The sequence below is a fragment of the Pseudoalteromonas luteoviolacea NCIMB 1944 genome (assembly GCF_001625565.1).
Classification (GTDB): Bacteria; Pseudomonadota; Gammaproteobacteria; order Enterobacterales; family Alteromonadaceae; genus Pseudoalteromonas; species Pseudoalteromonas luteoviolacea_F.
The window spans coordinates 1-12,216 of record NZ_AUXS01000055.1; the positions used below are offsets into that span (position 1 = coordinate 1).

The window sequence follows — 12,216 nt, forward strand, 5'->3', positions numbered from 1 at the left end:
TTGCGCAAGGTGAAATGAGCAAGTTTATCAGCCGCTAAGGTTGTCATCTCTAAAATAACACAACGTCAACATGGATTGCGGGCAAGCTCACAACGACGGGAATTAAACGCCAAAGCTTTTCCTACCGCTGTTTCATTAATGCAACAGCTAGACCTGAACTAACAAAGGTGACGCCAGCGGAAATGTTTAACCCCTGCAACACTTTTGGTCGATTTTTTAGGATGTTTTTAAGTTGAGTTGAAAATATCCCCATCAGTGCAAAACCAATACTTGTGAGTAACGCAAACCAAATGCCGTATCCCAGCATTTGAAGAGACACACTACCAAGCGCTGGATTGACAAACTGAGGGACGAATGCGAGCACAAATATGCCGGGCTTGGGATTTAATGCAGCAGATAAAAAGCCTGTCGCAAAAATTGAACTTAATGGTTTGGCTTTAACAGGCTCAATAGCAATCAAGTTTTGATTACGAATTACTTTTATGCCCAACCAAATGAGATAACTCGCACCAATAAATTTTACGACATAAAAAGCAAGGGTAGATGTTTGCAGCAATAGCGTGAGGCCAGCTGTTGCCGCAAAAACATGAAATAAGATCCCAACACCAGACGCCCAAGCAGAAACACAGGCTGCGAGTTTACCTTGGCTAACGCCTCTAGCAATGGCTAAAATATTATCTGGGCCCGGTGAGATAACTAATAAAATACACGCTGATGTATAGGCAAGAAAAACGTCAATGGGAAACATAGAAAACCTCCTTGGTTGTACAGTGTACATTAGAGGCTGATGTATATATTTAGTTCATATTTACTTTGAAATTATCAACTTGATTAAAATTCGAGCAAGACAATTATAAATGTAGCAGGATTGCATTTTGCTCACTTTTACGCATTTTTTTAACCACCAGTAAATAGGAGTTGTCAATCATTCGCTCTATTTCACCTTTGGGCACTGTACCGTCTAAAATAATCGTATTCCAATGCTGTTTGTTCATATGGTAGCCCGGTATCACCGCATCAAAAATATCTCTAAGCATCAAGGCTTCGTGCGGATCACACTTTAAGTTTAACCACCATGTCGTGCTTTGAGACTGAGTTCCACGCATTTTTTCAGGGGAAAGCGTAGCAAACATTTTGCCTTTAACTTTATATACGTCCACACCTTCACCAAAAGGTTGGCTTACACCACTAAAAGGCTTTGCCATTAAATAATCATGAACGGTGCGCTGCTGAGACATGTTTCATTCCTTAGTGACAAATCGGATCTGGGCAACGTCAAGTAATACCACCAACACAGAGTCCTGATTAAATAATTGAGCGTACTGTTTGCCTAATTGGTTGGCCGCTTCAATATCCGCTGCTGACGCGTTATATATTGTAATGACCTTAGCATGTTCCTTTTTTCCTTTATAGTAGCCAACCGAATCAGCAACGCTAAACCCGGTAAATGTATTTGCCACTTGATTTGACTCAAATTGCTGCCACTGCTGGGGTGTAACTTCGCCGCCTGTCGGAATTGATAAACCAAAATACATTTTAATGCCGGTACTTTGGGTGTGATTGGCGGCTGGTTGAGAAGCTTCTACATGAATTAATTTGGCGGGGCTCACACATCCTGACAGCACAATGAAACAAACTAGTCTTATGACGCTTTTGTAATTCACCTCATACTCCTTTTGAGTTTATATTTTTAAGAGTCGTTTAAGCTTTTAAAACCATAATCGACGTTCAAACTAAACGCCAACCTAACTACATCGACGCCAAAAGCAGCATAAACATGCTGCTTCGATGTTTGTTACATGCCATTAAGCATGCAATTTAAGGTATTTCTTCACCTTTTTAATCGCCATTTTTTGCTTTAGAGGCGATAAATAGTCGATAAATAAATTACCATGAAGGTGATCTATCTCATGCTGCATGACAATCGCTAAAAACTCATCACTTTGAACTTCAATTGGATTGCCATCGCGGTCTTGCGCTTTTACAGTAACCGAAGTGAAACGCTCAACTTCAGCAAAGTAGTCAGGTACAGACAAACAGCCCTCTTGGCCTTTTTCTTTGTTTTTACCTTCAAATACTTCTGGGTTTACCAAAATCAATGGATCGTTTCGCTCATCTGAAATATCGATCACCACAACAGCTTCTTCTCGACCAACTTGTGTCGCAGCAAGCCCAATACCGTTGCTTGTCGCGTACATGGTCTCTAGCAAATCGTCAATTAACGTCTGAATAGATGCAACATCTTCTACCTTTTTTGCTTTTATTTTTAATCTTGGATCTGGTGCAGTTAAAATTTCTAAAACAGCCATAATTAGTTTAATTACTCGTTTAAATATTTTGAAAATCAACAGGCAAACCGCCATGTTGTAAAAATGAGGGTCAATATGCACGGAACAATGAAGTGCTTTAGTGCTGGAGGATCAAGCCAGCGCCCGTCAAGTTATCGTAATCCAATAACAAATGCAACCAAGCTGACGGGGCTGCAAAAACAACTAAGGCCAGGCACTGTATGCCCTGTCCGTTCAGAGCAGCTTATCAGCGTAGGCAAACACTGAGGGGGCTCCGCCGGTATGCCAAAACAAAACTTGTTGACCACTGACCAACTCACCTGAGCCTATCTTATCCAGCATTGCTGCAAATGCCCTCCCAGTATAAACAGGGTCTAATAGTATCCCTTCGGTTTTTGCTAACAGTTGAATCGCCGACTTTTCTCGCTCATTCAATATTCCATAACCAGCGCCAAGATAACCATCATCCAATATCACGTCTTCTTGGTTAAATACTTGGCTTAAATTAAGCGCGTCTGATGTTGAATTTGCCAGCGCCAATACACTTTGCTTAAATTCTCCAGCGCTCGATTCAGCTTTATCAATTTGAATACCTGTGAGCATATATTGATGCTCCAGTATAGACCTTGCAATCATCAGCCCAGCATGAGTACCGCCAGAGCTGGATGCGAAAAACACCTGACTTAGTGTGTCCGTGTCTATTTGCGTAGCCAGCTCAAGGCCCGCTTCAACAAACCCAATCGCCCCAAGTTCATTTGAGCCGCCGTATGGGATCACATAAGGTTTGCGACCTTGAGATTTCAAGTCTTCAATAAGGCGAGGAATATCTTCCCCTTTGCGGTTGTCTTTACAGTAATGGAGCTGGGCACCAAATAAGGTATCGAGTAGTAGGTTACCAGTTGCCTCATCTGGTTTGTCGCCACCTAACAATAAATGGCATGACATATTGAGTTTTGCCGCCGCTGCAGCTGTTTGCCTGCAATGATTCGATTGTTGCGCCCCCGCGGTTACGACGGTGTCACACCCTTTGGCTAACGCATCACCAAGAATATATTCTAGCTTTCTGGTTTTATTCCCTCCCAATGCTAGGCCTGTTAAGTCGTCACGTTTCATTAAAATCTCTGGGCCACCTAAATGGCGAGACAAATTAGTGAGCTTAACAACGGGTGTTGGGGAAAAACCCAGTTCAACTTTTGGGAAATCTTGCAAAATTTTTCGATTGTCCATAACCATATCCAACTAAATAAACTGTTGCCAGTCTACCTAGATTGCGAGTCTTTACAATAAATTACTGCTACCAGCTTTTAATCTCTTCACATGGCGACAAACTTAGATATACGTTCACCACACTCGACAACACCAATAACTTTGCATACCAGTTAAAAATATACTTCGTATCTTCGTCCTACTCATAACAAAACAAAGGAGTTAATTTATGAAGCATATTGCTTTTGCACTACTGTGCGTATTGAGCTTGTTTGCTCAAGCCTCTTACCTTGACTACAAATATGAGCATCTACCTACCGAGCATACAATCCAGTCAGCTGTTTTGGGTGAAGCGCGAAAAGTCTGGGTTATTCTACCGGAAGACTACCACGCACCAGAAAATAGTGAAAAGCAATACCCTGTTGTTTACACCACCGATGGCGAAAACTTGCAGTACTTAACGGGCCACAATATGTGGTTTTTGCAGCGCTCCAACATGTTACCGCAAGCCATTTTAGTAGCGATCAATACTCGCCACCACAGAGTTCGAGATTTAACACCAACGGTACCAAAAAATAGCCCCACACCTGAGGCTTCTGGACAAAGCCAGAATCTTAAAACCTTTATTAAAAACGAAGTGATCCCATTTGTAGATAACACATACAGAACCGATGAATTTAGAGTACTCTCTGGCCACTCTTTAGGCGGGTTATTTACTATCACCAGTTTGTTATCGGAGCAACTACAGCCGCTATTCAAAGGCTATGTCGCAATTGATCCGTCTCTGTGGTGGGATAACAGCATAGTTGCGAAATGGATTGATGACGCACAGGACTCTCTCGATGAAAAAGCACTTTCAGTGTATATAGTTGCGGCTCATGAAGAAAATATCCCACCTGAGCATCAAGCGCTATACCTAGCGCATATCAAAGCCATTGACGACACCGCAAATCACCTAATTGATACTGACACAACGACAATCCGCTACGACATTACTCATGACGAAAATCACCGCTCAGTACTGCACATTGGCGTATTTCGTGGCTTAAGAGAAGTATTTAAATGCTACCCGACAGTATGCCCAAAAGAAAACGAGGAAGACTTTAGTAACGACTAAGTCTCAGCGTCAATCTGGAGGTGCCCCTTGCACCTCTTTTCTTTTGCTGGGTGATTTTTTAGGCGCAAGACTAAACGATAAACTCTGCATGCTGTTTGCCTTCACCACCAATATGCTCCCAACTCGCTTTACAGCTTACCCATAAATGGTGCGCCACTTTAGCATTTTCCAAATCGGTGTTTGAGATCAGACCTACTGGTACATACATACGCTGTTCGTCGTTTTTACCAGGTAAATTCGACCCACACTCAGTACAAAAGCGACACAGCCAATCATGGTTTGGTTTGTGCCATGTTTTAATAAATTCCTGACCACATAACCAAACAAAATCATTGTTATTAACAACAGCCACCGAAACACCATTGCCACCACCGGCCTTACGGCAAATAGAACAATGACAAATATAAATATGCTCAATAGGCGAACGCACTTCAAACTGCACAGCATTGCAGTTACAGCTACCCTTTGCCAATTTTATCCCCTTCAAACAGCTATGTTTAACTCATTGTTTCTATTGTAAGAACAATTATATCCTGATCGCAAGGTGATAAAACACAGATGACTTAGCGAACACAAGATTCCTTTTCTAAACTTAGTGCATCAAATTAATCAAGGCACTGAACTATGGCTTTTAGCACAGGGCTTTTAATCCTCTTATTTGTGATTTTTGCGCTTTTTATTGGTGCGTTTGTCAGACATATTTTAAAGGGGACACAAGTCCCCTACACCGTGGCTCTATTACTTTTGGGCATAGCTATCGGTCTGCTGCAACGCGGCGAGCTCTTCGATGCATATGCACCTGAGTTTGGTCACAGCCTCGCCTTAGTCGCTGAAATAGATTCTCATTTATTTTTATATCTTTTTTTGCCAACCTTGATATTTGAAAGTGCCTTTGCAATGGAGGTGCACCTGTTCAGACGCATGTTTACTCAAATAGCCATATTGGCAGTGCCCGGACTCATGCTGGCGATTTGGTTAACCGCAGAGCTGATTTTTGCCATCGTGCCTGATGGCTGGGGATGGAGCTGGGCCATTTGTTTAATGTTTGGCGCTTTGATCAGTGCAACAGATCCCGTTGCCGTTGTTGCGCTACTCAAAGAAGTCAGCTCTCGAAAACGACTTGAAACGTTAATTGAGGGAGAATCTTTACTCAACGATGGTACAGCTATTGTCTTCTTTTCGTTATTTTTTGCCTGGGTTACTGCCATGTACAGTGGGGATGCAGCGGCGGGTCTCTCCTCTCCTTTGCACGTCACCCTAGAGTTTTTGCAAGTTGTATTGGTTGGCTTGATCATTGGTGTGATCGTCGGCGGCCTGTGCATCATGTGGATTGAACACGTATTCAACGACCCCATGATAGAGATCTCGCTAACCATAGCTGCTGCTTACTCAGTATTTTTTATCGCTGAAAACTTTCACGTATCAGGAGTAGTTGCGGTAGTAACGCTCGCCATTATGTTTGCCAGTATCGGTAGAACACGTATTAGCCCAGAAGTGGCCGGATTTTTACATCATTTTTGGGAAATGATGGCCCATATGGCCAACACACTTATCTTTTTATTGGTAGGCATTTTAGTCGCAATTCGAGTGCCTTTAAATGACGTGCAAGCGTGGCAAATGCTGTTGTTTTTATACGTGGGCATTTTGCTTATCCGCGCAGTCTCAATTACTGTATTTATGCCGGCTTTAACCAGATTAGGAATTGGCATTAACTTTCCCAAAGCGGCTGTATTATGTTGGGGAGGATTGCGAGGCGCGGTATCTTTGGCTTTGGCATTGGCCGTAGTTGCAAGTGATGTGATCCCGAAAGAAATTGGTGATCGGGTGTTGTTTTTATGCGCAGGCATTGTGGTATTAACGATATTGGTGAATGGCTCAACCATGGGTACGTTATTAAAGCTGCTGGGTTTAAACTCGCTGCCACCAGCAAAACAAGCAACTGTCGATAAAGCACAAGCAAAAATAAGCAATGAACTTCACGACATGTTACCTGTGATGATGACCAACCCTTTTTTACAAGGTGCAGACTGGGAAACCGTTAAACAAAAGTCTAAATTACAAACGCTTGATGAACTTGAGTCCGACGCCAATATCACAGACGATGAGCTGAACACAGCCTATAAAAGGCGGCTACTTGAAACGGAACGAAAACACTACTGGACACAGTTTGAACAGGGCATGTTGAGTAAACAAGCAACCAGTAAATTGGTTGAGGCAGTGGAAGCAGCCTTAGATGGAGAGCCGACCATTAGCCCTAGAACGCGCATTTACACAGTGTGGCAAACGCCAAAATGGTTGCGGCCACTTAGACAATACACTTGGCTAAACAAACTGCTACTCAAATTTTATTTCAATAAACTGGCCTTAGGCTATGACATTGCTCGCGGGTTTATGCATGCACAAGAGGCTTTGCAAAGCCACATTCAAGCTTTAGCACCTAGCCAAATGGCGGCAGACGCCGTGAAGAAAGCGGTCAATGACAATAAATCACGAACACTTGAACGCATGAATGAATTACACGATAGTTTTCCTGAAATTATTCAATCATTACAAACACAGGCTGCCACAAGGTTACTGCTCAATAGAGAGCGTGCAGTGATCAATGCGCAGTTAAAACAAGCGGTTTTAGACAAACCTGAGGCACAGCGCTTGCTGTGTAGCGTAGAAGATAAAATGGCCAGCTTACAAAATGAGTCAATTTTTAAGTCAACGCAGGAACAACAATTTACCAACGACATTCCCTGGGCTAAAAATTTACCACTTGAGACTCGAGAGAAGCTCTCGTCGTATGTTGAACACAGCGTTTATGAGGCGGAGCATCTCATTTGTAGTGCAAATAATCCCCTCAATAAAATTGGCATTATTAGCCGAGGCAGCGTGAAAGAACAATGGTTAATGGTGACAGAAGAAGGGAAAAAACACACTTGCACCAGTAAAGGGCCTGGCGAGTCAATCGCGTTAATGACCCTGCTTACTGGAACAAGTAAAACAGAATGTGTCAGCGAAACCCCTTGTGATGTGATGTGGCTCCCCTGTGACAAACTCAAGCAGCTTATGCAGCAAGATAGCCAGCTCACACAGGTAGTTTGCAAACTAATGCAGGATTATTCGGTATGAGTTACTGAATTTTTGTACTTTATGGTTCGTTTTTTACTTCGCGGATCAACTGCGCCACCGTATGTTGGCTATAAACTTTAATGCCATTGGCCATCAATAAATGTGCTGTCACACCGGCACCAGGTATCTTCTTTCCACTAAAGGTGCCATCGTAAATTTGTTGACTGCCACATGAAGGGCTACCTTCGGCCAAAATCGCATATTTGATCCCATGCTGCTGACAGAGCGAAAGCGCTTGGCGTGCACCTGTTAAAAACGCATCGGTTACATCAACACCATCATCACCTAAAACACTTGCATTGTGGCTTAACACATCATGTCCATACCCACCGACAATCTCAGCTGGCGCCCTTGGAATTGGCAATCCAGCCGATACTTCTGGGCAAAACACTGAAAGTTCAACGTTCAGTTCCAACCACCCTTTGTCTGACTTATCCAAAGACAAGCTACTGCCGTTGTATCGCACTTTATTACCTACCAAACATGCACTTACAAATACTTTTTGCATTCGTACTCCACTTGCAAAAACCTAGTTCAAGGCAAGTTTAACGCAATCAAACAAGAAAGTGATCACCGTACAGCTATCTGGCTTAAGTTTATGCTCAATTGTGTTTAATTAGATTGCACCATTGAATTCACTTTAGTGTAGTTAACCTACTCTAAAGGTATTTATATTCTAAATGATTAATACATTTATTATAAAATTCTCTCTTTAAGATCTTTTAAAGAATTTATATGCATTAATATCCCTGCTTTGCATACGTATTCAATGGATTGTTCCCGAAAGCCCCTTATATTGTAAAACTCATGTAAATGAGAGGCACAATAATGAAAAATATAATTTTACCAATCGTGGCAAGTGTTTCGGTACTTGCATCAAACTACACCTACGCTGCGCCCAGTAACACAGGTGCACCAACCACATTTGTTCACCTTTTTGAGTGGTCTTGGCCTGATGTAGCCAAAGAATGTGAAACTTTTTTAGGGCCACAGGGATATGCTGCGGTTCAGGTTTCGCCACCAAGTGAACATATTACCGGAAACCAGTGGTGGACAAGATATCAACCTGTTAGCTATCAATTAGTTAGCAGAGGTGGCAACAGAGCGGCTTTTATCGATATGGTGTCACGCTGTAAAGCCGTTGGTGTCGATATTTATGTAGATGCTGTAATTAACCATATGGCACATGGTAGTGGCACGGGCGTCGCAGGTAGCCAATTCGGTAACAAGCAATATCCGATTTACAGCCCGAATGACTTTCACTCAACTTGCGCAATAAACCCTGCTGATTATGGCAATAACCCATGGCGTGTCCAGCACTGCGAGTTGGTAGGTCTTCACGACTTAGACACAGACGCACCGTATGTTCAGACGCAGCTGGCTAACTATCTAAACGACCTTTTAAATATTGGGGTTGCAGGTTTTAGATTGGACGCGAGCAAACATATGCCCGCATCAGACATAGGTGATGTGCTTGCAAAATTAAACCAGCAGTCGGTGGTATTTCAAGAAGTGATCGACCAAGGCGGTGAAGCTGTTCAAGCATCAGAATATTTCCAAAATGGTTTGGTAACAGAGTTTAAATACAGCATCAAACTTAGCGAAACGTTTAAAACCGGAAAGCTTGCTTGGCTTAAGTCTTTTGGAGAGCAATGGGGTTTCATGCCAAGCTATAAGGCTGTTGTATTTACCGATAACCATGACAATCAACGCGGACATGGCGGTGCAGGCTCTATTGTCACCTTCCACGACGGAAAGCTCTATGAATTGGCAAATGTATTCATGCTAGCCTACCCATATGGCTACCCAAAAGTAATGTCTAGCTACGAGTTTAACGGCGATACCGACGCGGGTGGCCCAAACATGCCAGTCCATCAAGGTAACAACTTAAATTGTAACGCACAACAATGGCAATGTGAGCACAGAAAGCCATTAATTGCAGGTGCAATGCGCTTTAGAAATCATACCAATGATGACTGGTCAGTACAAAATTGGTGGGACAATGGTAACAACCAAATTGCTTTTTCACGCGGTAATTTAGGCTTTGTAGCCATTAACCGCGAGTCAAGCAATATGAATGTAAGGCTAGCAACAGGGCTTGTAGCTGGGATATATTGTGATGAACTCTCTGGCGGTAAAAATGCACAGGGCTGCGCAGGCAAAACCATTAAGGTAGACACCGACGGGACAGCACATATTACCTTAGCGCCGATGGACGCAGTGGCGATTCATCATCAAAGCATGACAACAGATACCCCTAGTGATGGCAACGAAGATTGGCAAAGAACGGTTGTATTTATAAAGGCACAGACACAAAGCGGGCAAGATATGTTTGTACGCGGCGGGTTAGATCATAATGCAGCTATACAACGTGGGCTGCAATGTGATCAAAATCCAGTGCTTTGCCAAATTCCAATAAAACATGTCAATCTCAGAAATCAAACCACTGCGTCATGGAAGTCAGGTGATATGTACCTAGACTGGCAGGCGTCTGAATCAGGTCAATCAAACCAAGCTCAAGGTACAGCTTTGGATTGGACAACCAATATTTGGCCTGCAAATTGGGGTGAAAAGAAAACCTATGACCTGCATGGGTTTGGCGAGTCAAGCTTAAACCAATGGGGCCCGCACTACTGGAAACTAGAAGTAGAAATGGATTGTAGTAAAACCCATCAAGGTTGGTTTGAGTTAAAAGCGTTCGTTAAAAACGGTCAAGGCTGGGAAGACAACATTTCTCAACAAAACCGTCCTTATGACAGTAACAATCACTTTGCTCAATGTGGCAAACTCAATGTCTTTGAGTTTGGTCAAAACACTCACATTATTCAGTCTCTCTAATGTTAAACTAACCGTTTGATTCACCGAACATGGCAACCAAATATGATTTTTTGGTTGCCTTTTTGCATACGTATTCAATGGACTCACCTTAAACGAGCGATATATTGTCAATCTCAAATAAGTGAGAAACATACAAATGAAAAACTATAAATTTCCAGCATTTGCGAGCTTGGCGCTCGTGGCATCTAGCCATGTCATGGCGACACCCCATTCAACATCTACATTTGTGCATTTATTTGAGTGGTCATGGGCGGATGTAGCAAATGAATGCGAAACTTTTTTGGGTCCTCAGGGTTACAAAGCCGTACAGATCTCACCACCAAATGAACACATTGCAGGGGATCAATGGTGGACTCGCTACCAGCCTGTATCTTATGAAATAAAGAGCAGAGGCGGAAATAGAGATCAGTTCGTCGATATGATTAAGCGTTGCAAAGCGCAAGGTGTAGATATTTATGTTGATGCGGTGATAAACCACATGGCCCATGGCAATGGTAAAAGCATAGCTGGCAAAACATACGGCAACAAACAGTACCCGATCTATGAACCAAAAGACTTTCATAAACCATGCGCTATCAAATCAGAAGATTACGTCAATGACGCATGGCGTGTACAAAACTGCGAATTAGTCGGTCTACATGACCTAGATACTGACTCTCCCAGAGTACAAACTAAAATTGCGGGCTATCTCAATGAACTGATCAAGCTTGGTGTCGCCGGATTTAGATTGGATGCTAGCAAACACATGCCCGCTAAAGACATTGCAGCAATTTTAAAACAGCTTCAACATTCTCCTCTTGTATTTCAAGAAGTCATAGATCAAGGCGGTGAAGCCATCACCGCTGACACTTATTTAAATAATGGTATGGTGACAGAGTTTAAATACAGTGTGAAACTGAGCCACGTTTTTAAAAAGGGACGACTGGCTTCTCTCAAAGGCTTTGAGAAAGACTGGGATTTAATGCCCAGTGATAAAGCAATTGTATTTACTGATAACCATGACAATCAACGCGGTCATGGCGGTGCTGGCGATATTGTGACTTTTCAAGATGGCAGACTTTACGAGCTAGCAAACGTGTTTATGCTCACCTATCCGTATGGCTATCCAAAAGTCATGTCCAGTTATAATTTTAATGGCGACACGGATGCGGGAGGGCCTACTGAGCTGGTTCATCTATCTGATAAACTCAACTGCAATGACCAATTATGGCAATGCGAACACAGAAAGCCGTCTATTGCAGGTGCGATGCGTTTTCGAGCCCAAACAGGCAAGAGCCAAGCAATTCAGCATTGGTGGGATAACGGTAATAACCAAATCGCTTTCTCAAGGGGAGATGTTGGTTTTGTCGCAATTAATCGAGGTTCTCAAGTGATGAATGTCACATTGCAAACCAGCCTCCCGGCTGGTATTTATTGTGATGAGCTAAGCAGAACGTCAGCCATTGATTGCTCAGGCAAAACCGTGTCAATTGATCGCAATGGCAAGATACACATTGCTCTAAAACCAATGGATGCGTTGGCTATACATCGTTTTGCACAGGTGAATTAAGTGCAAAAGGCACCGACTGCGAACGCAGTGAGTGCGGTTCTTTTGCGCAAGGTGAAGTAAGTGCAAAGTGTTAATGTCAGCGAGCGCAGCGAGCTCATTTA

Annotated in this window: 11 protein-coding genes; 4 read left to right on the forward strand and 7 right to left on the reverse strand. The window is 42.9% G+C overall.

Translation table 11 applies throughout. The features are described 5' to 3' along the window. Positions 1-121: 121 nt before the first annotated feature. From N483_RS20240 to N483_RS20260, 5 genes are all read right to left on the reverse strand, one after another. Positions 122-748, reverse strand: a complete 627-nt coding sequence (locus tag N483_RS20240; RefSeq protein WP_023398586.1) for a LysE family translocator — start codon at positions 746-748, stop codon at positions 122-124. Between the two features lie 103 nt (positions 749-851). After that, positions 852-1,238: an MmcQ/YjbR family DNA-binding protein gene (locus tag N483_RS20245; protein WP_023398585.1), complete on the reverse strand. Its 387-nt coding sequence runs from the start codon at positions 1,236-1,238 to the stop codon at positions 852-854. 3 nt (positions 1,239-1,241) lie between these two features. Then, a complete protein-coding gene (locus tag N483_RS20250) occupies positions 1,242-1,664 on the reverse strand; it encodes a DUF3574 domain-containing protein (protein WP_023398584.1) in 423 nt (140 codons plus the stop codon). A 141-nt stretch (positions 1,665-1,805) separates the two neighbouring features. After that, positions 1,806-2,309, reverse strand: coding sequence for a peptide deformylase (def, locus tag N483_RS20255; protein WP_023398583.1), 504 nt, complete (start codon positions 2,307-2,309; stop codon positions 1,806-1,808). 213 nt (positions 2,310-2,522) lie between these two features. Beyond that, positions 2,523-3,515 (reverse strand): D-cysteine desulfhydrase family protein, encoded by a 993-nt coding sequence (locus N483_RS20260; protein ID WP_023398581.1) that lies wholly within the window; start codon positions 3,513-3,515, stop codon positions 2,523-2,525. 208 nt (positions 3,516-3,723) lie between these two features. On the opposite strand from N483_RS20260, the gene N483_RS20265 reads away from it, so the two are divergent. Beyond that, the gene (locus N483_RS20265; protein WP_023398580.1) at positions 3,724-4,611 is read left to right on the forward strand and encodes an alpha/beta hydrolase; all 888 of its coding nucleotides are present in this window, start codon (positions 3,724-3,726) and stop codon (positions 4,609-4,611) included. 70 nt (positions 4,612-4,681) lie between these two features. Here the strand turns inward: N483_RS20265 and N483_RS20270 are convergent, their stop codons facing one another. Beyond that, entirely contained in the window at positions 4,682-5,083 is a 402-nt protein-coding gene (locus tag N483_RS20270; protein WP_023398579.1) for a GFA family protein, read from the reverse strand. A gap of 152 nt (positions 5,084-5,235) precedes the next feature. On the opposite strand from N483_RS20270, the gene N483_RS20275 reads away from it, so the two are divergent. Beyond that, positions 5,236-7,728, forward strand: a complete 2,493-nt coding sequence (locus tag N483_RS20275) for a cation:proton antiporter (RefSeq protein WP_023398578.1) — start codon at positions 5,236-5,238, stop codon at positions 7,726-7,728. A gap of 19 nt (positions 7,729-7,747) precedes the next feature. Here N483_RS20275 and N483_RS20280 read toward each other — a convergent pair whose 3' ends face one another. Next, positions 7,748-8,236, reverse strand: coding sequence for a DUF523 domain-containing protein (locus N483_RS20280; protein WP_023398577.1), 489 nt, complete (start codon positions 8,234-8,236; stop codon positions 7,748-7,750). A gap of 320 nt (positions 8,237-8,556) precedes the next feature. Here N483_RS20280 and N483_RS20285 point away from each other — a divergent pair, with 320 nt between their 5' ends. Together N483_RS20285 and N483_RS20290 are read left to right on the forward strand one after the other, a co-directional pair. Continuing rightward, positions 8,557-10,566, forward strand: a complete 2,010-nt coding sequence (locus N483_RS20285; protein ID WP_023398576.1) for an alpha-amylase — start codon at positions 8,557-8,559, stop codon at positions 10,564-10,566. 136 nt (positions 10,567-10,702) lie between these two features. Further along, positions 10,703-12,115 carry an alpha-amylase gene (locus N483_RS20290; protein WP_023398575.1) on the forward strand — a complete coding sequence of 471 codons (1,413 nt, stop codon included), beginning with the start codon at positions 10,703-10,705 and terminating at the stop codon, positions 12,113-12,115. Positions 12,116-12,216: the final 101 nt, after the last annotated feature.